Source organism: Streptomyces sp. BRA346 (assembly GCF_052851135.1).
Genome location: NZ_JAIWIH010000006.1, coordinates 1 through 20,684, shown reverse-complemented (window position 1 = coordinate 20,684; position 20,684 = coordinate 1). Strand labels below are relative to the sequence as shown.

Sequence of the window (20,684 nt, the reverse complement as noted above, 5' to 3'; positions counted from 1 at the left end):
GCTGTCAGAGTTCGTATTCGTCGTGGGGCGTGGCCCGTTCCCAGACTGCCTCGAAGGCAGCTGAGCAGAGCTTCACCACGGCCGGCTCGTCGACCATCTCGCCACCGGCGGAGGCCCCGTCGCCGGTGAAGTGATTGAACCGGATCAGCTTGTCGTCGTAAAGCCAGAAGTCGTTGCCGGGCAGGGCCAGGTCCGAGGCGCGACGACGGGGCAACCAGCGCACTTGCTCACCGGCAGCGACATTGGTGAAGGTGCCGCTGTGCTCGAAGCGGATGTACTCGCTCACCGGCTCCGAGACGATGCGAGCACGCCGGATGACCACACCGCGGGCGGCCGTCCCGGCGACCAGATCGAGCCATGGGCGCCACCAGGAAGCCCGGTCGTCCGGGTTGAGCCGGTGCCCCTGCCGCCATGCCGTGAAGCCGGACTCCTCGTAGTCCACGGCGTAGGCGTCCCGCATCTCCAGGTGGACGGCCGACCGTTCGCAGTCGCGGAACAGCTCAGCGAAGCTCGGTACGTTCGATGGCATCGCACGCCTCCCTCAGGATGGGCGCCATCCGCGCCGGAATCCGTACCACTGCCTCGGTCTCGGGGATGGCGCCAGTACGCAGACACTCGGCCTGCATGGTCTCGCCTGCTTTCCATCCCTGGATGACGATCTCATCGGCATCCTTGTCCACCCACACCGTCGGACACTCACCGTCGCCCGTGTTGGGGTCGATCCCTACAAACGTCAGAGCCATGGTCTCTCCCTGCCAACTGAGTTGCATGGGCATGCATGAGTATCACGTCAGATCCGTGCCTTCAGGTCAAGAGTGCACTGGGCTAAAGCGGCATGCAATTCGATGCAATTTCATTGAGCCACATCGAGGGCGACTCCTAACGTCATGTCACCGCTACAGGCACGACGGCGGATGAGGAGTGAAGATCCCACGCGCCATGAGGCCAACCCGGGTCGTGGGGTCATACCGCTGAAACTCCCGTTCCGGCCGGACCGGAGCCCTGGCAGGTCGAGCCCTGCCGGAACGGGCGCACATGCACGGCGGCGCAGGGAAAGCCTCCGCGCCGACAGCGCAGAAGAGGGACCTTCCCGATGCAGATCGTCAGGCTCAAGGCCGTCTTACGGCAGGACCCGGACGGCGGCGACACCGCGCCCGACACCGACGAACCCACGCCCCCTTCGGGCGGCGGCTGCGGTGACGGTGACGGCTGCGGCCGTCGATAACCGATAGGCGGTGGGCCGCACCGACCAGGTCGGCCCACTGCCATCAGCGAAGGCGAGACATGCACCATCACGGTTACACCTGGCTCGGTTCCGGACACGACCTCCTCAAGGACGGCCCCAGACGGCCCATGCACCCCGACTTCACCGGTGCCCGAGTCGTCCCGTTGGAGCTGGCGCACTGGTTACTGAAGCCCCGCTCTTTCATCCGGGGGACTTGGACCGCCCCCGAAGAGGCAGTCGCCTGGTTCGTCACCCAGGCCCAGAATCACGCGCCGTCGTTCGCATCGGACCATGACCGCACCCCCGAGGCACTGTCCGCGAGGATCGCAGCCACAGCCGAGGCTGTCGTCGCAGGACAGGATGTGGCCGGCGGCTGGTATCTGACAGGGCAGCGCTTCCTGTCGGTGTGCCTGATCGCCTGCAGCCCTCACCGCACACGGCCTGAGATCCCCTGCCCTCAGCGGTAGGTAGCAGTCCGAGACAGGATCCGTCGCCTGCGGGGGGTAGACCCAGCGTCCTCTTAAATGCGTTGCCGGACAAAGTGGCCCGAGGCGGCATCCTCGGGCATGGGACACCCTGCCGAAACGCTCCGCAGCGGCCACGTCGAACTGCGCCGTTGGCGCATGAGCGATCTCGATCCCCTGCGTCGGGCGATCGAGGAATCGCTTGATCACCTCAAGCTGTGGATGCCCTGGGCCGCCGTCCAGGAGCGGCAGCGGACGGCCGCGTACCTGGAGCGCAGCGAGCGGGAGTGGGAGGCGGGCGAGTCCTACGGCTACGCCATCATCACGGAGGGCGCGGTGATCGGCGCCTGCGGGCTCATGCGCCGGATCGGTCCCGGCGGGCTCGACATCGGGTACTGGCTCCACCCCGCGTGGACGGGCCGGGGCCTGGTCACGCTGGCGGTTGAGGCGTTGGTCCGGCAGGGGTTGGGAGCTGCTGCCAATTCAGCGCACCTGGGCGTGTTCTGGCGTGCATGAGTGAGCATTGGTGAACGCGTGAGGAGCTTTGACGGGGAACGAGAGTTCTTGTGTCGAATGCGTGACCTTTGCGAGAGATCCTCGTTGGTTGTGGTGGTGGGACCTTCGGCATCGAGTGGGGGCGGGGATGGGCGGGTTGCGTGATGTGGCGGCGCCGTTCGTGGCTCCCGGCCCGGCCGGTGTGGCCATCCGGGCCGGTCTCAACGGCCTGACTGGGCAGGACGAGGAGGTCCTGCGCCTGGTCGGTGACCTGCTGGGCTCCCTGGCCTCCCGGGACTGGAAGGCCCGCTGTGCGGCCGGGCTGGACCACGACAGTGACCGGTGGGCGCAGCGGAAGCGGGCGTTGACCGGACAGTCTTCCTCGCGCTGGGCGGGGAGTATCACCAAGGCCACGCATGATCAGTGGGCGCTGGCCCGTCGCGGTCAGCTCGCGTATATCCAGTCCCTTGAGGCCGGTGTGCATACGATCGCTCGTCGGTTGTCGCTGCCGGTGGGGGCGAAGGGGGCCAGGGGCTTGCCGGGTGGTTACCGCTCCCGGCAGGAGTGGTTCGCCAAGTCCCGACGCCTGTGCCTGCTGCGAGAGCGGCTGGAGCGGGAGCGCGCCGACCGCGAGACCGGACGGGTGCGGGTAGTGCGGGGCGGCAGGAAACTGCTGCGCAACCGGCACCACCTGCAAGCCGCCCGGCTGACTGAGGCCCAGTGGCGTGTGCGGTGGGAGGCGGAGCGCTGGTTCCTCGCCGCCGACGGTGAGTCGGGGAAGCGCTATGGGAACGAGACGGTCCGGGTCAGCCCCGGCGGTGAGGTGAGCATCAAGCTTCCAGCGCCGCTTGCCGCGCTGGCCAACGCGCCCCATGGCCGGTACGTACTGGCCTGCCAGGTCGGCTTCCGGCACCGGGGCCAGCAGTGGGCCGACCGCATCGCGGCCGACCGTGCCGTGGCCTACCGCATCCACTACGACATCGACCGGGATCGCTGGTACCTGACCGCCTCGTGGCAGATTCCGCCGGTGCGGACGGTACCGCTGGAGGCGGTCCGGTCCGGAGGGCTGATCGGCGTCGACACCAACGCCGACCACCTGGCCGCCTGGCACCTGGACAGCCACGGCAACCCCATCGGTGAACCGCGCAGGTTCGATTTCGACCTGTCCGGATGCGCATCGCACCGGGACGCGCAGGTGCGGCATGCCCTGACCCGCCTGCTGCACTGGGCCCAACACCACGGGGTGGCCATCGCGGTCGAGGACCTGGATTTCGCAGCGGAGAAGACGCGAGAGAAGCACGGGCGCAGGAAGCGATTCCGCAAGCTGATCTCCGGCATGCCCACCGCCAAGCTGCGGGCACGGCTGGTATCGATGGCAGCCGAACTCGGCATCCCTGTCGTCGCCGTGGACCCGGCCTACACCAGTCGCTGGGGCGCCCAGCACTGGCAGAAACCCCTCACCAGCGACAACAGGAAGCCCACTCGCCATCACTCGGCTGCGGTGGCGATCGGAAGGCGCGCCCTGGGACACCCGATCCGGCGACGGACGCCACCGCCCCCACAGCACCGGAGCGATGCTGTGGGGCATCGGAGCGTCCAGGCCGCATCAGGTGTCCCGGGGCGCGAGGAAACCCGCCCCCGCAATCCCGGACCACGGACACGATCCGTTGGTGCCGGACGCGGAGCGAAAGCGGGCGACCAGGGTGCCCACAACCGTTCGGAGCACCCGGCTGAGCACCAGTCCTGGAACCAGGACCCACTCCCGCTCAGTCAATAGGAACGGTTCGCGCTGCCGGGGATCGACCGGCTCGAGATCGTCCACGACGAGGCCAACCGGGCCAGCGCCGCCATCCCGCGCCGTCTGGGCTTCACCGAGGTCGCACGCAGGTCCCCGACGGCCCCACCGCCCCCGGCGAGGTGGGAGTCGACGTGATCTGGCGCTTGCACAAACCGGCCACCGCGTGAGCGGAACGGACCCCATACCCATCCCTTCTGCCCACCAGAAGAACCAGCTCTTGGACTTATCACTCCGGGCCCCGTCACCCTGGAACACATGGTGACAACGGGGGACATCAGAGACGCGATCGCGGCCGAACGGCGGGAGCTGGCCGAACTGTTGGACACCCTGACCCCCGCGCAGTGGGACGCCCCCTCGCTGTGCGCGGGGTGGCGGGTGCGGGAGGTCGCGGCGCACATGTCGCAGGGGTTCCGGTACTCCCTCCCCCGGACGCTGCTCGAACTCCTCAAGGCGCGCGGCGGCCTCCACCGCATGACCGACCGCCTCGCCCGCAAGGACGCGGCCGCCGCCTCCACGGCCCAACTCGCCGCGTACCTCCGCGACAACGCCCACCACCCCTGGACGCCCCCGGTCGGCGGCCTCACGGCGGCACTGGGCCACGACGTGATCCACGGCCTGGACATCACCGTCGCGCTGGGCCTGGACCGCCGGGTCCCCGAGGACCGCGTACGCGCGCTCCTGGACACCGTCGACGCCCGCACCCTGAAGTTCTTCGGCGCCGACCTCACCGGCGTCCAGCTCCGCGCCGACGACCTCGACTGGTCCTACGGCACCGGCACCCCCCTGACCGGCACCGCCCAGGACCTGCTCCTGGTCGCCTACGGCCGCAAGCTCCCGCCGGGCCGCCTGCACGGCGAAGCGAGCGGCCGGTTCGTCACTGCCTGAGGGACGGGCCCCTTCACAGGCTTCGCGGACCTCTCTACTGTGTGCCCGCATCGCCGTGTGCGTTCATCTGCCCGCCGGAGGGTGGACGTTGGGGGCCGCACACACAGGGGGAGGGTGCTCGATGGTCAGATACGAGGGTGTGGGCGGCTGGGTCGAGATCGGCCCCGCATCGCTCACCGTCTGCCGGACGGATCTGAGGCCGGAACCCCTCCCTCCGCGCGTGCTGCCCTTCCAGGCGCTGTCCGGTGTGGAGCTGAAGGACGCGACCCGGCTGCGGCGCGGGCGCGTTCACCTGTGGTTCGGGGGGCGCGTCCTGGTTCCGGTGGGATCCGACGAGGACCCCAACACGATCGGCTTCACGTACGGGCAGCGGGAGGTGTTCCGGGCTCTCCACGAGTACCTCCGGAACGTCGTACGCACGAACGAGACCCAGGACGTCGACGTGGCCGAGGCCTACGAGGCCGCGAACGACCCTCTGGTGGCCTGGCTGGCCCAGCGCGAACGGGCCAGGGAGAGGTCCGAGGAGGTCCGGGCCGCGGGCGAGTACGCCGCGGAACAGCAGCGCATCGCCGCGTTCGCCCGCAAGGTCGGCCCGGAGGCCGCCGCGCGTGAGGACATCATGGCCGCCGGTCTCGCCTCGGCCACGGGTGACCGGTGCTGGCTCGTCCTCAAGGGGTTGCCCGGCTACCTCCTCGGCGGGGAGCAGGTGTTCGTCGTGGCGGAGTGCCGCCTCGGCGACGACACGGGCCCAGGCACGGTGGTCCTCACGAACCAGCGGCTCATCTTCGTCAAGACGAAGTTCTCCGGAAACGAGCTGTCCGTGCTCCGGCTCGCGGAGATCAGGGCGGTGGCGGGCCAGCAGAAGATCAGCCAGGGCGTCCTCCAGGTGGAGACCCTGCGGGGGCTTGTCGTCGAGTTCAGGGGCCTCAAGGGGGAGGATCTGGCACGCCTCGACGAGGCGCTGCGCCTGGCCCTCGGCTCCCTCGGTCGGGCGGCCCCGGCCTCACCCGGGGCCCCGGCCCCGCCCGGCGCCCCGGCCGTGCCCCAGGACATCCTCGACCAGATCGCCAGGCTCGGCGAGCTGCACGCGGCCGGGGTCCTCACCTCCGCCGAGTTCGAGCAGAAGAAACGGCAATTGCTCGACCGGCTGTGAGACCGGCTGTGAGAGCCGTCGACGTGGGGCGGCGCCGATGACCGAGGCGCCCCACTCCCCCGGGACCTGCCGCTTCGCGGTCCCCGTCGCTTAGGCTCGGCAGCGGGCCTTGATCACGGCAGGGCGTGGGACGGAGACACGGGACGGAGGCGGCGCGCACATGGCCGTACCGCAGGGACGCAGGAGCAGCACCTTCACCCGGCTGCTCCGGCACGGCTTCACCGACCCCTCCGCCGCGCAGCGGCTGCTGGACTCGCCCGAGGTGGCAGGGGTGCGGGCCGACTCCGTGCTGCTGGACGCGCTCGGCGGGACCGCCGATCCGGATCTGGCGCTGCTCGGGCTGGTGCGGCTGGTGGAGGCGCTGCCCGAGGAGGCCGGGGACGGGAACGAGGCGGGGACGCGGCAGGCGCTGCTGGACACGCTGGTCAGCGCCAAGCCGCTGCGGGACCGGCTGCTGGGGGTGCTCGGGGCGTCCGAGGCGCTGGGTGATCATCTGGCCCGGCATCCGCAGGCCTGGCACGCGCTGGTGACGTACGAGCCCGCGGATCTGCATCCGACGACGCCCGAGTTCGAGCAGGCGCTGGCCGAGGGGATCTGGGGCGACCCCGGCGCGGGGATGCCGCGGCCGGACGCGCTGCGCGTGGCGTACCGCCGGGCGCTGCTGGCGATCGCGGCGCGTGACGTGTGCGGGACCACCGATGTCACGCAGGCGGCCGCCGAGCTGGCGGATCTGGCGACGGCGACGCTGCGGGCGGCGCTGGAGATCGCGGCAGAGGAGCAGCCCGAGGACGCCGCGGCCTGCCGGCTGGCGGTGATCGGGATGGGGAAGTGCGGCGGGCGCGAGCTGAACTATGTTTCGGACGTCGACGTGATCTTCGTGGCGGAGACCGTGGACGGGGTGGAGGAGGGCAAGGCCGTGCAGGCGGCCACCCGGCTGGCCGCGCGGCTGATGCGGATCTGCTCGGACGTGACCATCGAGGGCACGATCTGGCCGGTGGACGCCAATCTCCGGCCGGAGGGGCGCAACGGCCCGCTGGTGCGGACGCTCTCCAGCCACCTGGCCTACTACCAGCGGTGGGCCAAGACGTGGGAGTTTCAGGCGCTGCTGAAGGCCCGGCCGGTGGCGGGCGACGGCGCGCTCGGGCAGGCGTACGTGGACGCGGTGGCGCCGCTGGTCTGGCAGGCGGCCGAGCGCGAGAACTTCGTCCCCGATGTGCAGCAGATGCGCCGCAGGGTCGTCGAGAACATCCCGGTCGCCGAGATCGACCGGGAGCTGAAGCTGGGTCCCGGCGGCCTCAGGGACGTCGAATTCGCCGTGCAGATGCTCCAGTTGGTGCACGGGCGGACGGATGAGTCGCTGCGCAGCGGCACCACCCTGGACGCGCTCGCCGCGCTGGCCGCGGGCGGCTACGTGGGGCGCTCGGACGCGGCCGCGCTGGACGAGGCGTACCGCTTCCTGCGCTCCATGGAGCACCGCATCCAGCTGTACCGGCTGCGCCGCACCCATCTGGTGCCGGAGGACGAGGCGGATCTGCGGCGGCTGGGCCGGTCGCTGCACTTCCGTACGGAGCCGGTGGCCGAGCTGGGGACGGCGTGGCGGCGGCACGCGCGCGAGGTGCGGCGGCTGCACGAGAAGCTGTTCTACCGGCCGCTGCTGGACGCGGTCGCCCAGCTGGAGCCGGGCGAGGCCCGGCTCAGCTCCAAGGCGGCGGGGCAGCGGCTGGAGGCATTGGGCTACGCGGATCCGACCAGCGCCCTACGTCATTTGGAGGCTTTGGCGTCCGGTGTGACCCGGAAAGCGGCCATTCAGCGTACGCTACTGCCCGTGCTGCTGGGCTGGTTCGCCGATTCCGCAGACCCGGACGCCGGGCTGCTGGGCTTCCGCAAGGTCTCCGACGCGCTGGGCAAGACGCCCTGGTATCTGCGGCTGCTGCGGGACGAGGGCGCGGCCGCGGAGAATCTGGCGCGGGTGCTCTCGGCCGGGCGCCTCGCCCCCGATCTGCTGTTGCGCGCCCCGGAGGCGGTCGCCCTGCTCGGCGACCCGGGCGGGCTGCGACCGCGCGGGCGGGAGCATCTGGAGCAGGAGGTGCTGGCCGCGGTGGGCCGCGCGGACGGCGCCGAGCAGGCGGTGGCCGCGGCGCGCGGGGTGCGGCGGCGCGAGCTGTTCCGTACGGCGGCGGCGGATGTGATCGAGAGCGCGCGGCTGGCCAACGGGTCCGTACGGCCCACCGTGAGCTGGCCGCCGCCGGGCGGCGAGGAGACGCGCGCCGCGACCAAGGCCACGGCTCCCGCCGTACCGTCGAAGGCGCCCGAGGTGCCCCGTGCGCTGCGCGACTCCGAGCCCCACGTACCGGCCCGGCCCGCCGCCCACGCGGCACCGGCCGAGGAGGAACCGACGGACTCGGCGGCACTGGCCGACATGGTCGGCGACGCCGTCTCCGACCTCAACGCGGCGACCATCGCGGGCGCGCTGCGCGCCGCGGTCCGCGACACCTGGGGCGACGAGCTGCCCACCCGCTTCGCCGTGATCGGCCTGGGCCGGTTCGGCGGCCATGAGCTGAGCTACGGCTCGGACGCGGACGTGCTGTTCGTCCACGAGCCGCGCGAGGGCGCCGACGAGCAGGAGGCCTCGCGGGCCGCGTTCGCCGTGGCCAACGAGATGCGGCGGCTGCTCCAGCTGCCCACCGCCGATCCGCCGCTGCTCATCGACGCCGATCTGCGCCCGGAGGGCAAGTCCGGCCCGCTGGTGCGCACCCTCGCCTCGTACGCCGCGTACTACCGGCGCTGGTCGCTGGTCTGGGAGAGCCAGGCGCTGCTGCGCGCCGAACCGGTCGCGGGCGACCCGGACCTCGGGGCGCGCTTCATCGAGCTGATCGACCCGCTGCGGTATCCGGCCGAGGGGCTGGGCGAGGACGCCATCCGGGAGATCCGCCGCCTCAAGGCCCGCATGGAGTCCGAGCGCCTGCCCCGCGGCGCCGACCCGACCACCCACGCCAAGCTGGGCCGCGGCGGTCTCAGCGACGTGGAGTGGACGGTCCAGCTGCTCCAGATGTGCCACGGCTGGGCGGAGCCCGGGCTGCGCACCACCCGCACCCGCCGGGCCCTGGCCGCGGCGCACGCGGCCGGGCTGATCGAAACCGAGGACGCCCAGACCCTGGACGAGGCCTGGGTGCTGGCCACCCGGGTCCGCAACGGCGTGATGCTGGTCCGCGGCCGCCCGGGCGACACCTTCCCCAGCGACTCGCGCGAACTGGCCGCGGTGGGCCGCTACCTGGGCTACGGCCCGGGGCACGTCGGCGAGATGCTCGACGACTACCGCCGCACGACGCGGCGTGCGCGGGCCGTGGTGGAGCGGCTGTTCTACGACTACGAGGACTGACGGCCCCGCGGGCCTACGAACAGGACGCCGTCGCGCGGCACGCCGGACGGCAGCGGTTTGCGCTCGGCGGCGGTGAAGTCGCGGCCCACGGAGGCGCCACCGGACGATGGCCTACCGCACCACCGGGACGGGGGCGATCGCCGTCGAGGACTGGCACTTCACCGACGGCCGGTGCCGGGAGAAGTACGGCCGGGCGCCCAGTACTGGCAGCAGCCCCTCAGCACCAGCAAGCGCAAGGTTTCCCGGCACGATGCGGCCAGCATCGCGATCGGGCGACGCGCCCTCGGACACCCGATCCGGCGACGGACGGCACCGTCGTGTCACCCCTGCGCAACCCACATCACGGTAGCCGAACCCGCCGGTTCACGGGGACCGGTCGGCCGGGGGCTTGACCGCGACGACGGGGACGGGGCTCTGCAACAGCAGCCGCTGGCTGACGCTGCCCAGGAAGGCCTTGCCCACCGGGGAGCGGCGGCGGATGCCGATGACGAGCCGGTCGATGCCGGAGCGGGCCTCGATTTCGTCCAGGACGGCGTCGACGGGGTCCCGGTCGCCGGGGCCACTGCGTTCGACGAGCGTGATCGTGACGTCTTCCGGCAGACCGGAGTGGTCCAGCGCCGACAGGCGCAGGTTGACGACCACCAGATCGGTGCCCAGCAGCCGGGCTTCGGCGATGCCCGCGGCCAGCGCCTGGTCTCCTTCGCGGCCCTCGGCGACGGCAGTCATGACGGTCATGGTGGGTGAACCCTTCTTTCAGAGCCTTGGAGCCTCACAGCGGGATGGATCAGGAGTAGCGCGCGCGGAAGTCGTCCTCCAGTTCCTCCAGCGAGCGGTCCTTGGTCTCGGGCACGCACTTCCCGATGAACGCGAGGGCCAGCACGCCGAAGGCGGCGAACGCGAGGAAGGTGTTCGAGATGCCCATGGCCTTCACCACGGGCGGGAAGCCGAGGGCGACCAGGGCATTGGCCATCCACAGGACGAAGATGCTGATGCCGATGGCCATGCTGCGGATCTTCAGCGGGAACATCTCGGAGAGGATCAGCCAGACCAGCGGGCCGATGGTGGCCTGCATGGAGAAGACGAAGAGCACGACGAAGACGAGGATGAACCAGGCCTTCGCGCCGCCGTCGGGCATCAGCATCGCGGAGAGGCCGACCAGCAGGTGGAACGTCGTGGTCAGGGCGAAGCCGCCGAGCAGCATGGTGCGCCGCTTGATCTTGTTGATGACCGACAGGCCCACGGTGATGCCGATGACGCTGAAGGCGCCGTTCAGGGTGTTCGCGATGATGGCCGAGTCGCCCGAGAACCCGGCGTCGCCGAGGAGCTGGGTGCCGTAGTACATCACCGAGTTGATGCCGGTGAACTGCTGACAGATGCCAAGACCGGCCCCGATCAGGATGAGCAGCCGGACCCAGCGCACCCCGAGGTCCACCGCACCGGCGGTCTTGGCGGCCCGCTCCTCCTCGGCGAGCCGGTGGACCTCGGCCATCTCGGCTTGGGCACGCTCGGCGGTGCGGACCTGGGACAGGACCGCGAGCGCCTCGTCGTCCCGGCCCTGGGCGACCAGCCAGCGCGGGCTCTCCGGCAGCCGCAGCATGCCGATGAACAGCCCGATCGCGGGCAGGACGGCGACCAGGAGCATGAGCCGCCAGACTCCGTCGCTCTCGCCCCACATGTTGAAGATGAGCGCGTTGATGACGAACGCGGCGAACTGACCGCTCACGATCATCACCTCGTTGCGGGTGACGATGCTGCCGCGGCGCTCGACCGGGGCGATCTCGGCCAGGTAGACCGGCACGGTCGCCGAGGCGCCGCCCACGGCGAGCCCGAGGATGAACCGGAACAGGGCGAGGATCTGCCAGTTCGGCGACAGGACACAGCCCAGAGTGCCGAGCATGAACACCAGGGCCAGCATGAGGATGTTGTGGCGGCGGCCGTACCGGTCGGAAAGGGCTCCGCCGATCATGGCGCCGAAGGCGGCACCGAAGACCAGGATGCTGACGACCACTCCCTCGGTGAACGCGGTCAGACCGAGATCGGCGGTGAGCGGTTCGAGAGCGCCGTTGATCACGCCGGTGTCGTAGCCGAACAGCAGGCCGCCGAAGGTCACGATGACGGAGACCAGGCCCAGGCGTCGCGAGTGGGGTCCCGGTGCGTCCGGAGGCAGTCCGTGGGAGGTGGGGCTTGGGCTGGTCCTGGTCATGCCTGTGGCTCCTCTTCGAGCGTTCCTGGTGAAGGTGCGGCCCCGGTCCGGCGAGGGGCGGGCGGCGCGCGTCGACGGGGGTACGCCGGTTTCAGCGCGCTCAGGCGGCCGTGTGGTGTGTCGCGGCGCCGGGTTGGGGGCGGGCATGGTTCAGCCGCGGTGACAGCGCCCCGCGTCGTGTGTGACGCATAGCCGGGGCGCTTGTTCGTACTACTAATACGTACTAGGTCCCCGGTACTATGTGCCGCGGTGTTATGCATGTCAATACCTGAACGCGGGAGGCACGCATGCGAGATCCAGGGATCACCGACCAGACGGGCGTACCTGGATCACCTCCGATACGCCCGAAACGCCCCACCATGTCCGACGTCGCGGCGCGCGTCGGCGTCTCACAGGCCCTCGTGTCCCTGGTGTTCCGCAACCAGCCCGGCGCGAGTTCCCTGACCCGCCAGCGCGTGTTCCAGGCGGCCGAGGAGCTGGGCTACCGCCCCGACACCGCCGCCCAGTTGCTGCGCCGCACGCGCAGCCGCCAGTTGGGCGTGCTGTTCACCATGCGCCACCCGTACGACGTGGGCATCGTCGAGGCCCTCTACCCCGCCGCCGAGAAGCACGGCTACCACCTCGCGCTCAGCGCCATGGTCGCCACCCGCGACGAGCGCCAGGCCGTGGAGCAGCTGCTCGGGCTGCGCAGCGAGGCCATCATCATCATCGGCGCCGAGTCCAGCCCGCAGAACCTGGTCACGGTCGCGGGCCCCACGCCCCTCATCGAAATCAACCCGTGCACGCGGGCGGCCGGTGTGGACGTCGTCCGCACCGCCAACAGCAAGGGGATACGCCAGGCCGTCGACCACCTCATCGGGCTCGGCCACCGCGCCATCATCCACATCGACGGCGGCGCGATGCCCGCCGCCGACGAGCGGCGGCGCGGATACCGCACCGCGATGCGGCGCCACGGGCTCGCCGAGCACATCCGGATCCTCCCCGGCGACTACACCGAGGAGTCCGGCGCCCGGGCGGCCCGGGAACTCCTCCAGGAGGGCGAGCTGCCCACCGCGATCATCGCGGGCAACGACCGCTGCGCCCACGGCGTGCTCAACACGTTCCTGCGCGCCGGTCTCACCGTGCCGGCGGACGTGTCCATCGTCGGCTACGACGACAGCCAGCTCGCCCAGCTGTCCTTCATCGACCTCACGTCCGTGCGCCAGGACGCCGCCGAGGTGGCCCGGCTCGCCGTCCAGACGGCCGTCGAACGACTCGACGAGGGGCGCACCGCCGACCGGGACATCATCCTCGACCCCACCCTCGTCGTCCGCGGAAGCACCGGCCCGCCCCGCGCCCGGTAGACGGGCCGGGGCGGGACCGGGTCAGGGCCGGAAGCGGCGGCTACAGCACCGGCAGGCTCTTGCGCAGCTCGAAGGGGGTCACCTCGGAGCGGTACTCCTCCCACTCCTGCTTCTTGTTGCGGAGGAAGTCATGCGGTGAATCCGCCACCTGGGGAGCTCCCTCCGGAGCTGCCTCTGAGCGGTAGCGGCGCGGTCGTCGTTGGTCGTCGTTGGTCGCCCTTGGGCACCCTCAGACGGCCCCCAGACGGCCCGGCCATGCCGCTATCTAGCGGAGTGAGGCAACGCAAGTCAAGTGCTACCGCGTACACGATCGACAGTCTCCACAAAACCGGGACGAAGACCACATGCCAGCCTTATCCTCGCCCCATGCCAAAGCCTGAAACTCTCCCCGAGCTGCGGTTCGAAGCATCAGCGGCCGACGTAGGCGACTTTGACGCCCTCGCATCACTACACCAATGGATGGCACAGGATATCGGCGCAAACAATCGCATTTCTCTTCACAAGAGCGAAGCCAGGCCATCTCGCGGCGAGATGTCGGGGGGCTTCGAAACGATCACTGCCATCACAGACCAGTTGATATCACTGGCAAACCTGGCATTGGCCTATCTGACATGGCGCATCGCCTCAAGAGCCACACCGGACGGCACCACGTCACTTCAGGTGCGGATCGAAGTGAACGGCGCAAACATTGAGATTGCAAGCATGACAGATGACCAACTTCGCGAGCTCGTTGAAAGACTGAATCGAGGCGACTTTAACAATGACTTCAGAACCCCTCGACCCGAATAGGACCCGAGTCATCATCGCGGGTTGCCACGAGTACAGCAACCTTGAATCTTTGCCTTCCGTTAAGAACAACACGCGCCAACTACACGCTGTACTGACGGATCCACTCATTGGAGGAATCGCACCACAGTCATGCCACCTGCTCGAACAACCAGAAACACCCGGGATACTACTCGATTGCATCTACGACGCAGCAGAACAGTGCACCGATACCTTCATATTCTATTACGCAGGTCATGGACTGACGCACTTCCATAATGGCGATCTGTCTCTTGCGCTGCCATCAACAGTTGCCCACAGGCCACACACCTCTGTGCGGTTTGACGATGTGCGACACGCGATATTGGCGGCACGTACCGCGCCACGCAAAATCGTCATACTCGATTGCTGCTTCAGCGGCAGAGCCATGACTGGGACCATGACCAATGCGGCCGACTTGGCTGCACGCTCAGAAATAGAGGGCACCTATATCCTTGCAGCCGCAGCGGAAACCAAGCTGGCAGTAGCACCATTAGGGGAAGAGTACACGGCATTCACCGGGGAGCTAATCAGCATCTTAGAGAAGGGGGTTCCGGGTGGCCCGAAGCACCTGAGCATGGGGCTTGTGTATGAACACCTCAGTAGGCGACTAGCTGCTCGGTCACGTCCAGTCCCGCAGCAGAGAAACAGAAATGCTGGGTCTGGCATTCCATTGGCACGGAACGTCCGCTTCTCGCCCGAGAACAAGCCTGGAGCCGTAGACGACATAATCGACTACATGCAGACTGCCGCGAAAAGCGACGTGAACCCAGACGCCCTAAGAGGAAAGATGAATTCCCCGCATATTCCATACTCGAGGCGATTGAGGAGCGCCTCACAACTCGCCTATTACGATCCAAGCCTCACAGTCGAGTGCATTGATACGATAGAGCATTTCCTGACGGCCCCAGACATATCGGGCCTAGATACGGTGGCAATCATCAAAGAAATCGGGAAGCTGGATGCCTCGCGTCTAACATGGGCCCATAAACTCCTGTCGGAGATTGCCCGAGGCCAGGAAGGAAGTCGAAGTTATACAACAATCGTCAGGGAGCACGCCTGTCACGCATTGGGCTTCTTCGGCTTTCGGGAGGAAGGCGCACGCAGCTACATTAACCTATTTGAAGATTATAGAGAATCACTCAGCTATCGAATTACCGTGGCGCGCGCAACGAACAAATGCTTCCCCGAGTCAAAACTGCCTGCTGTCAAATTCCTATGGAGGACATCCAAGGACTCTAAAGTGCATTTGCGAGACCGGCTAGAGGCTCTTCGTGCGATCTGTGAATTGCATCCGAAAGATATATCAGCCGCCTCCGCAGCGATCGATGAGCTCACAAAGAGTCAGAGCCAGTGACAACCATGAGCCGACCACGGCTGGGGCAACACGTAACTACTGAAGTACGCAGCATTCTCGGCTGTGCGCGAGCCGCACTGGAGGAGGGGCTCATCGCGTCGTCGCAAGGGGCTGGATTGCTGTGGCAGGACCAGCTTTCGGCGCCCGCTAGTCGATCGGATCACTGGTGGAGCCCTGACGAACTGTCCGGGTCTCCGCCTCTCGGATCGCTCATGCTGAGCGCACATCGACTGAGCACCCTGCCGACCCCATGGGCGAATCGGTACCGTGAGGGAAGCCTTAGACGCCAGGAGGCAGCACGTAATGCGTGGTCTTGGAGATCACCTCAGCATCGGGGAACGGATCGCCTTCTACCGCAACCGCCGCGGCTACACCCAGGAGGTTCTGGCCGGGCTGGTAGGCCACAGCACCGACTGGCTGGCCAAGGTTGAGCGGGGCCGCCGGAAGCCGCCTCGCATCGACAAGCTGGGCGAACTCGCGCGCGTCCTGCGGGTGCCGCTCGGGGACCTGATCGGCCAGCCCGCCCTGCTGGAAGACGAGAAGCAGCAGGACGACGTACCGGCCGTCCGCGACGCGCTTATGAGTCCGCGGCGCCTCTCCCGGCTGCTGTTCGGGCCGGAAGCCGAAGCGCAGCTCCCGGTGCCCGGCCCCGTCGTACCGGTGGTCGAGCAACGGTGGAACGACTACCAGACCGGCCATCTCGGCAAGGTCGTGGCCGCGCTCCCTGGTCTCCTCCAGACCGCCCAGGAGCTGGAGGATCGGGGAACGCGCTCACAGGAGGAGCGGCGCGACTGCTGGGCGGTCTCAGCTCGTGCCCACCATCTCGCCGCGACCACGCTGGCGAAGATCGGCGAATCCGATATCTCGTGGCTCGCTGCGGAGCGGGCCATGCGAGCGGCTGACGAGTCGGGCGATCCGCTGGTGCTGGCGTCGGCTGCCCGCTCGGGCACGCATGCGCTGCTCGCCAATGGTCGGTACGACGACGCCATGGAGCTGGGCGAGACTACGGCCGCCTGGCTTGCTTCCCGCATAGAGGAGGACGATCCGGCGGCGCTGAGCTTGCTGGGGATGATTCACCTGCGGGCAGCTATCGCGGCGGCCCGTCACCAGGACCGCGCCACGGCGACGAACCTGCTCGGCCGGGCGGAGACGCTGGCGAACCGGCTCGGCTCGGATGAGAACCACTGGCAGACGAGTTTCGGGCCGACGAATGTCCTGCTGCACAAGCTGTCGGCGGAACTCGACCTTGAGAACATCTCGTACGTCGTGGAACACGGGGACATCGACGTGGACCACATGCCGCCAGAGCGCGGCGTGTCCCATCGCATCGACTTCGCCCGTGCCCTCACGTTGGCAGGGAAGGGGGACGACGCCTTCAGTGAGCTGCGGACCGCCGAGAGCACATCGCCGCAACTCGTGCGCAACAATCCTCGTGTGCGAGAGACGCTGCGAGACCTGATCAAACAGGCCCCGGTCACCGGGGGCGCTCGCTCGTCCGAGCTGTTCGCGATGGCCCAGCGATGCAAGGCGGTGCAGTGAGTACGAAGACGCGCGGAGTCCTCGGGGTCGTAGCCTCGGGTGCCGGCGGGGTGGAGTCGCTGCGTACGGGGTTGGTCGAGCCCGCGCTCGCGCGCGGCTGGCAGGTGGCCGTGACGCTGACCCCGACCGCGGGTGAGTGGCTGCGGGGCATCGGGGAAGTCGAGCGGCTGGAGAAGGTGACCGGGCTGCCCGTGCGGGACGCTCCTCGCCTGCCGGGCGAGGCACGGCCACATCCCCAGGTGGACTGTTACGCGGTGGCCCCGGCGAGCGCGAACACCGTCGCCAAACTGGCGACCGGCGTCGCGGACAACCAGGCACTCACTCAGGTCTGCGAGGCGATCGGCACCATCGGCCTACCGGTCGTCGTCTTCCCTCGGGTCAACGCGGCACACGCCCGGCATCCGGCGTGGCAGGGGCATCTCGCTGCCCTCCGGGAGGCTGGGGTGCGGCTTGTGTACGGGCCGGACGTCTGGCCGCTGTACGAGCCGCGCGAGGCGCCTTCCGGGCGTGAGCTGCCCTGGTCCGCAGTGCTCGACGCGGTTGAAGGGGAAGTCACTTGAGGTCACGTCAACCTCTCTGACCAGCAGTGAAAGAGGACCCGGACAGTCTGTCCGGGTCCTCTGGCGTTGGCGCCCACATGCTGATTGGCATGTCAGGAAGCAATGAGCCCCGCACCGCTGAACTGGGGATGACTCCCGCTGAGTTCGCCTTGATCAAAGCGAGCTTGCGTCAGGCCCGCGCCAAGGCCGAAAGCCTGCTGAGCCGCGCCGACAGGCTCACTGAGCGGGCGGCTTCTCATTGCCTTCGACAAGGCGCTCCAGACGGTCAAGCCGGTCACCGAGTTGCCGGAGCGTGTCATGAATCGTGCTGAGTTCCGAAGCCAGCGCGGTGAACGCCGGGCTACTGCCCGCTTCGGTACCGAGGGGCACAGCAGGGTCGCGGACGAACGTCCCGCGCCCCTGCTGGGTGATGACAAGCCCCTCGGTCCGAAGCTGGCCGTAAGCGCTCTGCACGGTCATGAGCTGGACGCCGAGCCGCTTCGCGAGTGCGCGAGCAGCGGGCAGCCGGTCATTCGGGCCGTACACCTCGTTCGCGATGTCCTCACGGAACTTCGCGGCGATCTCCTTGGCCGTCGGCTTGGGCGCGTCAGGGCTTAGGTCCATGTCACGAGCGTAGCTGGCCTAGGTCAATCCGAGTTCGGTACATCGGCTTGACAGCCAGATTGACCTAGGTCAATCTGTAATCACTTCGCCACGGCCCAGGAAACGGGGCCGGAAGCGTCTGTTTGCCCTGCTCAACAACTCAACAGCGTGATCCACCACAGCATGACGGCCGTGACCACACCGGCCGAGGTGAGTGGAGACCAGTCGGCCGAGACCGGGCCCGGCAACAACCGGAGCCCCACACCCCGTGCAAGGGGACACGCCACCGACTCAAAAGAACGGGTCTGCCCAAGGGAACGGACGCCGCGCCAAGACACCGAGTTGCGAACTCCTCGGGTGAGCGGGATGAGGGACAGATCCAGAGCCGCGCACGACGGGTACATCGCCTCCCGAAAAAGGCGATCACACGCAGTGGAAGAGACCGCGTACCGAACACGCTGCGGCCATCGGCCGCAGCCGCTGAGCACCAGTGCTCACGGTCCCCGACACCGGCGCCGTACGCGGCGTTGGGTGCCGGTGGCCGTGGGCGCTCGTACTGCACGAGACGCCGACGACAACGGTCCGCAGCCTCCCGGGAGCTCCCGGGGGTGCTGTTCGGGCCGTTCCACTGTGAGGAGAGACGTCCTATGAAGTGCATCGTTGCTGGCCGTGAAGCCGTCACCGCAGCGGAGTTCGCGGAACTGGCGCTGGGCACCCCGGTTGAGCTCTGGCTCGGGGTCGAGGGCGAGACGGACGAGGAGCGCGCGGCTCGCTTGGACGCGGCGCGCGACATCCTCGCCGACCCGGAGTACCACGATCTGCCTGACGACCTGGTGCGCCTGGCCGCGCGGGTCGTCGAGGACTGCCCGGATCTCTTCAACGTGGTTCCGCTGGTCCGCCCCGCTCGCCGCCGTCCGGCACGGCAGGGGGTTGCGGCATGAATCGGGGGCTGACGCTGGACGACCTGGCCGTGCCGCTGCGTGTGCTGCGGCTGCTGGCCACGGACTTCGGTCACCTGCCCGCTCCGGAAATCTTCGTGTCGACCATCTACCCGGACCGGCTGGAGCTGAGGTTCCACGACGACCTGTCCGCCTTCGAGACGTGGCGGGACACGCTGGGCATCGTCCCGGACGACGTGGACTACCACGAGCAGTTCAGCGGCCGTACGCGTGTGTTGAAGGCGTCCGTCGACTACGCGGGTGTCGTGCTGGAGCTGACCGGCTACAGCGACGTGCCCGCCCCGGTGCCGGTCTGGGCGGCGGCCTGATGGCCGCGTGGGGCAAGTGCTTTGACTCGACCGGCGTCCGGCACGGCATCCCTACCTACCCGTGGCGCTGTGCGCCGGAGGGGTTGGCGACCAGACGGCAGTTACGGGCCCGTGGCCTGCGCCCCGGCGGTCAGCCGGTCGCAGCCCAGATCCTCCGGCCGCGCTACCGGCGCGGGCCGCTGGTCGCCTACCTCTACCGGCTCGACAAGGCCAAGCAAGTCCGGCCGATGACCGAGGCGAAGCGCCGGGCGCTGGCGTGCGCGATGCTCGCGCGCCGCACCTGCCCGCAGTGCCGCACCGACGCCGGATACGTCATCCCCGCATCCCTCGGCGTCTGCGTCCCCTGCGCCTACCCCGACCACCAGACAGCCGCCTGACCAGCACCGGTCATGCGGTCCCCGTGAGAAGGAGAAGAGATGAACAGCCCCCCGGAAAGGTCCCTGAGCACGGGACAGGCATACGTACTCGGTGCCGCCGCGGTGCCCATGGTCGCGTTCGGCGGCATGGGCGCCTGGGGCACCTACAGCAACATCACATCAGTTTTCCACCGGTCGGCCACCGCGCTGGGCGTGGTCGCGGCCGGTGAAGGCGCAACGCTCGTTCTGGCCCTGGTCCTGGTCGGGTTGACCATGCTGGGGCAGTCCGCCCCGGCGGCCGTACGGCTCGGGCTGTGGACGCTGCCCGCGGTGGCCTCCCTGACCGGTGTCGCGGTCGCCAAGGACTCGACGGAGGCGGTGGTGTTCGCCGTCACGCCCATGGCCATGTGCGTCTCCGCCGAGGGCATGGGCCTGCTGGCTCGGCGGATCGTGGTCTACCGCACCGGCGTGGACGCCGAGGCCCAGCGCCGGAACGCCGCCGTGATGCAGCGGCTCGCCTACCACCGCGCCCGGGCCGCCAACCACCCGAACGCGAAGGCGCGTAACGGCTCGGAGCTGGAGTCGTGGAAGCTGGCGAAGAAGGTCGGCGCGGGGGATGCCCTGCTCGGGGCGAACCTGGTCGACGTCCAACGCGAGCGGATGACGACCGGCGCGGACGCCGCGCTTGCGGGCATGTTCGCCCTACCCGTCACACCCTCCGCCCACGGCGTCACGGACACCCCACCGCCGCCCGCTGTCGAGGGCCCGGACGGGGAGCGCGTCACACCGCCCGTCACGGGCGTCACGCCCCCCGTGACGGAGGAAGACACGCAGGTCACGCCCGAAACCGAGACCGCGCCGACAGAGCCCGTCACGCCCGTGACGCCTCCGCCGGAAGCACCCGTGACGCTGGAGGAAATCGCGGCCGTCGCCGGTGTGCCCACGCCGGTCGTGGGGGAGCCGCTGACGGACGCACAGCTTGTGGTCGTCCTGCGGCACCTGCGCTACACCGATGACCCGCCGCTGTCCTACCGCCAGGCCGTGGCTGCCTTCCGCGAGGCCGCTTTCGTCGGCGGGGAGCAGCGGGTGCGCCGGGCGTGGGGCTCGCTGATGTCCCACGAGGAATCCGAGGCATAACAAGCGTCCGGCACCACCAATGAGGGCCAGCCCAGGGCAATTGGGCTGGCCCTCGTTGCGACTGCCGGAAGCAGTCGACCGCACCAGTGAAGCAGACCCGGTGAGCCCCGGCGAGCGGCACCTTCGCAGACCCGGCG

Annotated in this window: 21 protein-coding genes and 1 pseudogene; 15 read left to right on the top strand and 7 right to left on the bottom strand. The window is 69.0% G+C overall.

Annotated features, from left to right (window positions below):
- Positions 1 to 4: 4 nt before the first annotated feature.
- Positions 5 to 529: a DUF6879 family protein gene (locus tag LCH29_RS09835; RefSeq protein WP_446461326.1), complete on the bottom strand. Its 525-nt coding sequence runs from the start codon at positions 527 to 529 to the stop codon at positions 5 to 7.
- Positions 501 to 743, bottom strand: a complete 243-nt coding sequence (locus LCH29_RS09830; protein ID WP_446461325.1) for a hypothetical protein — start codon at positions 741 to 743, stop codon at positions 501 to 503. The genes LCH29_RS09835 and LCH29_RS09830 overlap by 29 nt, the downstream gene beginning before the upstream one ends.
- Positions 744 to 1,093: 350 nt before the next feature.
- Here LCH29_RS09830 and LCH29_RS09825 point away from each other — a divergent pair, with 350 nt between their 5' ends.
- The 6 genes from LCH29_RS09825 (at position 1,094) to LCH29_RS09800 (ending at position 9,399) form a co-directional block, all read left to right on the top strand.
- A complete protein-coding gene (locus tag LCH29_RS09825; RefSeq protein WP_446461324.1) occupies positions 1,094 to 1,225 on the top strand; it encodes a hypothetical protein in 132 nt (43 codons plus the stop codon).
- A 524-nt stretch (positions 1,226 to 1,749) separates the two neighbouring features.
- Positions 1,750 to 2,205: a GNAT family N-acetyltransferase gene (locus LCH29_RS09820; protein ID WP_446461323.1), complete on the top strand. Its 456-nt coding sequence runs from the start codon at positions 1,750 to 1,752 to the stop codon at positions 2,203 to 2,205.
- Positions 2,206 to 2,332: 127 nt separating this feature from the next.
- Positions 2,333 to 3,961 (top strand): IS200/IS605 family accessory protein TnpB-related protein, encoded by a 1,629-nt coding sequence (locus tag LCH29_RS09815; RefSeq protein ID WP_446461322.1) that lies wholly within the window; start codon positions 2,333 to 2,335, stop codon positions 3,959 to 3,961.
- Positions 3,962 to 4,237: 276 nt separating this feature from the next.
- On the top strand, positions 4,238 to 4,867 hold the full coding sequence (locus tag LCH29_RS09810; RefSeq protein ID WP_446461321.1) for a maleylpyruvate isomerase family mycothiol-dependent enzyme: 630 nt from the start codon (positions 4,238 to 4,240) through the stop codon (positions 4,865 to 4,867).
- Between the two features lie 121 nt (positions 4,868 to 4,988).
- Positions 4,989 to 6,020, top strand: a complete 1,032-nt coding sequence (locus LCH29_RS09805) for an SHOCT domain-containing protein (RefSeq protein WP_446461320.1) — start codon at positions 4,989 to 4,991, stop codon at positions 6,018 to 6,020.
- Between the two features lie 160 nt (positions 6,021 to 6,180).
- The gene (locus LCH29_RS09800; protein WP_446461319.1) at positions 6,181 to 9,399 is read left to right on the top strand and encodes a bifunctional [glutamine synthetase] adenylyltransferase/[glutamine synthetase]-adenylyl-L-tyrosine phosphorylase; all 3,219 of its coding nucleotides are present in this window, start codon (positions 6,181 to 6,183) and stop codon (positions 9,397 to 9,399) included.
- A 111-nt stretch (positions 9,400 to 9,510) separates the two neighbouring features.
- On the opposite strand, the gene LCH29_RS09795 is transcribed toward LCH29_RS09800, so the two are convergent.
- The 3 genes from LCH29_RS09795 to LCH29_RS09785 form a co-directional block, all read right to left on the bottom strand.
- The gene (locus tag LCH29_RS09795) at positions 9,511 to 9,648 is read right to left on the bottom strand and encodes a hypothetical protein (RefSeq protein ID WP_446461318.1); all 138 of its coding nucleotides are present in this window, start codon (positions 9,646 to 9,648) and stop codon (positions 9,511 to 9,513) included.
- A gap of 114 nt (positions 9,649 to 9,762) precedes the next feature.
- A complete protein-coding gene (locus LCH29_RS09790) occupies positions 9,763 to 10,134 on the bottom strand; it encodes a universal stress protein (protein WP_446461317.1) in 372 nt (123 codons plus the stop codon).
- 49 nt (positions 10,135 to 10,183) lie between these two features.
- Positions 10,184 to 11,602: a sugar porter family MFS transporter gene (locus LCH29_RS09785; protein WP_446461316.1), complete on the bottom strand. Its 1,419-nt coding sequence runs from the start codon at positions 11,600 to 11,602 to the stop codon at positions 10,184 to 10,186.
- Between the two features lie 359 nt (positions 11,603 to 11,961).
- On the opposite strand from LCH29_RS09785, the gene LCH29_RS09780 reads away from it, so the two are divergent.
- Positions 11,962 to 12,945: a LacI family DNA-binding transcriptional regulator gene (locus tag LCH29_RS09780; RefSeq protein WP_446461315.1), complete on the top strand. Its 984-nt coding sequence runs from the start codon at positions 11,962 to 11,964 to the stop codon at positions 12,943 to 12,945.
- A gap of 40 nt (positions 12,946 to 12,985) precedes the next feature.
- Here the strand turns inward: LCH29_RS09780 and LCH29_RS09775 are convergent.
- Positions 12,986 to 13,072: pseudogene (locus tag LCH29_RS09775) on the bottom strand (glutamine synthetase); the annotation flags it as partial.
- Between the two features lie 239 nt (positions 13,073 to 13,311).
- Between LCH29_RS09775 and LCH29_RS09770 the strand changes: the two are divergent.
- The 4 genes from LCH29_RS09770 (at position 13,312) to LCH29_RS09755 (ending at position 17,205) form a co-directional block, all read left to right on the top strand.
- Positions 13,312 to 13,734, top strand: coding sequence for an effector-associated constant component EACC1 (locus tag LCH29_RS09770; RefSeq protein WP_446461314.1), 423 nt, complete (start codon positions 13,312 to 13,314; stop codon positions 13,732 to 13,734).
- Positions 13,706 to 15,106 carry a caspase family protein gene (locus LCH29_RS09765; protein WP_446461313.1) on the top strand — a complete coding sequence of 467 codons (1,401 nt, stop codon included), beginning with the start codon at positions 13,706 to 13,708 and terminating at the stop codon, positions 15,104 to 15,106. The genes LCH29_RS09770 and LCH29_RS09765 overlap by 29 nt, the downstream gene beginning before the upstream one ends.
- Positions 15,107 to 15,409: 303 nt before the next feature.
- Entirely contained in the window at positions 15,410 to 16,645 is a 1,236-nt protein-coding gene (locus LCH29_RS09760; RefSeq protein WP_446461312.1) for a helix-turn-helix domain-containing protein, read from the top strand.
- A complete protein-coding gene (locus LCH29_RS09755) occupies positions 16,642 to 17,205 on the top strand; it encodes a flavoprotein (protein WP_446461311.1) in 564 nt (187 codons plus the stop codon). The genes LCH29_RS09760 and LCH29_RS09755 overlap by 4 nt, the downstream gene beginning before the upstream one ends.
- Positions 17,206 to 17,421: 216 nt before the next feature.
- On the opposite strand, the gene LCH29_RS09750 is transcribed toward LCH29_RS09755, so the two are convergent.
- Entirely contained in the window at positions 17,422 to 17,808 is a 387-nt protein-coding gene (locus tag LCH29_RS09750; RefSeq protein ID WP_446461310.1) for a GntR family transcriptional regulator, read from the bottom strand.
- Between the two features lie 626 nt (positions 17,809 to 18,434).
- Between LCH29_RS09750 and LCH29_RS09745 the strand changes: the two genes are divergently transcribed.
- The 4 genes from LCH29_RS09745 to LCH29_RS09730 are packed head-to-tail and all read left to right on the top strand — an operon-like array spanning position 18,435 to position 20,547.
- Complete coding sequence (locus LCH29_RS09745) at positions 18,435 to 18,728, top strand: hypothetical protein (protein ID WP_446461309.1); 294 nt, start codon at positions 18,435 to 18,437, stop codon at positions 18,726 to 18,728.
- On the top strand, positions 18,725 to 19,054 hold the full coding sequence (locus LCH29_RS09740) for a hypothetical protein (RefSeq protein WP_446461308.1): 330 nt from the start codon (positions 18,725 to 18,727) through the stop codon (positions 19,052 to 19,054). The genes LCH29_RS09745 and LCH29_RS09740 overlap by 4 nt, the downstream gene beginning before the upstream one ends.
- Positions 19,054 to 19,431 (top strand): RRQRL motif-containing zinc-binding protein, encoded by a 378-nt coding sequence (locus LCH29_RS09735; protein ID WP_446461307.1) that lies wholly within the window; start codon positions 19,054 to 19,056, stop codon positions 19,429 to 19,431. Before LCH29_RS09740 ends, LCH29_RS09735 begins: the two co-directional genes overlap by 1 nt.
- Positions 19,432 to 19,470: 39 nt before the next feature.
- On the top strand, positions 19,471 to 20,547 hold the full coding sequence (locus tag LCH29_RS09730; protein ID WP_446461306.1) for a hypothetical protein: 1,077 nt from the start codon (positions 19,471 to 19,473) through the stop codon (positions 20,545 to 20,547).
- The last annotated feature ends 137 nt before the right edge of the window (positions 20,548 to 20,684 follow it).

Excerpts from the sequence above, each read along its gene's own strand:
- LCH29_RS09835 (WP_446461326.1), bottom strand. The coding sequence starts at position 529 with ATGCCATCGAACGTACCGAGCTTCGCTGAGCTGTTCCGCGACTGCGAA.
- LCH29_RS09830 (WP_446461325.1), bottom strand. The coding sequence starts at position 743 with ATGGCTCTGACGTTTGTAGGGATCGACCCCAACACGGGCGACGGTGAG.
- LCH29_RS09825 (WP_446461324.1), top strand. The coding sequence starts at position 1,094 with ATGCAGATCGTCAGGCTCAAGGCCGTCTTACGGCAGGACCCGGACGGC.
- LCH29_RS09820 (WP_446461323.1), top strand. The coding sequence starts at position 1,750 with ATGCGTTGCCGGACAAAGTGGCCCGAGGCGGCATCCTCGGGCATGGGA.
- LCH29_RS09815 (WP_446461322.1), top strand. The coding sequence starts at position 2,333 with ATGGGCGGGTTGCGTGATGTGGCGGCGCCGTTCGTGGCTCCCGGCCCG.
- LCH29_RS09810 (WP_446461321.1), top strand. The coding sequence starts at position 4,238 with ATGGTGACAACGGGGGACATCAGAGACGCGATCGCGGCCGAACGGCGG.
- LCH29_RS09805 (WP_446461320.1), top strand. The coding sequence starts at position 4,989 with ATGGTCAGATACGAGGGTGTGGGCGGCTGGGTCGAGATCGGCCCCGCA.
- LCH29_RS09800 (WP_446461319.1), top strand. The coding sequence starts at position 6,181 with ATGGCCGTACCGCAGGGACGCAGGAGCAGCACCTTCACCCGGCTGCTC.
- LCH29_RS09790 (WP_446461317.1), bottom strand. The coding sequence starts at position 10,134 with ATGACCGTCATGACTGCCGTCGCCGAGGGCCGCGAAGGAGACCAGGCG.
- LCH29_RS09785 (WP_446461316.1), bottom strand. The coding sequence starts at position 11,602 with ATGACCAGGACCAGCCCAAGCCCCACCTCCCACGGACTGCCTCCGGAC.
- LCH29_RS09780 (WP_446461315.1), top strand. The coding sequence starts at position 11,962 with ATGTCCGACGTCGCGGCGCGCGTCGGCGTCTCACAGGCCCTCGTGTCC.
- LCH29_RS09770 (WP_446461314.1), top strand. The coding sequence starts at position 13,312 with ATGCCAAAGCCTGAAACTCTCCCCGAGCTGCGGTTCGAAGCATCAGCG.
- LCH29_RS09765 (WP_446461313.1), top strand. The coding sequence starts at position 13,706 with ATGACTTCAGAACCCCTCGACCCGAATAGGACCCGAGTCATCATCGCG.
- LCH29_RS09760 (WP_446461312.1), top strand. The coding sequence starts at position 15,410 with ATGCGTGGTCTTGGAGATCACCTCAGCATCGGGGAACGGATCGCCTTC.
- LCH29_RS09750 (WP_446461310.1), bottom strand. The coding sequence starts at position 17,808 with ATGGACCTAAGCCCTGACGCGCCCAAGCCGACGGCCAAGGAGATCGCC.
- LCH29_RS09745 (WP_446461309.1), top strand. The coding sequence starts at position 18,435 with ATGAAGTGCATCGTTGCTGGCCGTGAAGCCGTCACCGCAGCGGAGTTC.
- LCH29_RS09740 (WP_446461308.1), top strand. The coding sequence starts at position 18,725 with ATGAATCGGGGGCTGACGCTGGACGACCTGGCCGTGCCGCTGCGTGTG.
- LCH29_RS09735 (WP_446461307.1), top strand. The coding sequence starts at position 19,054 with ATGGCCGCGTGGGGCAAGTGCTTTGACTCGACCGGCGTCCGGCACGGC.
- LCH29_RS09730 (WP_446461306.1), top strand. The coding sequence starts at position 19,471 with ATGAACAGCCCCCCGGAAAGGTCCCTGAGCACGGGACAGGCATACGTA.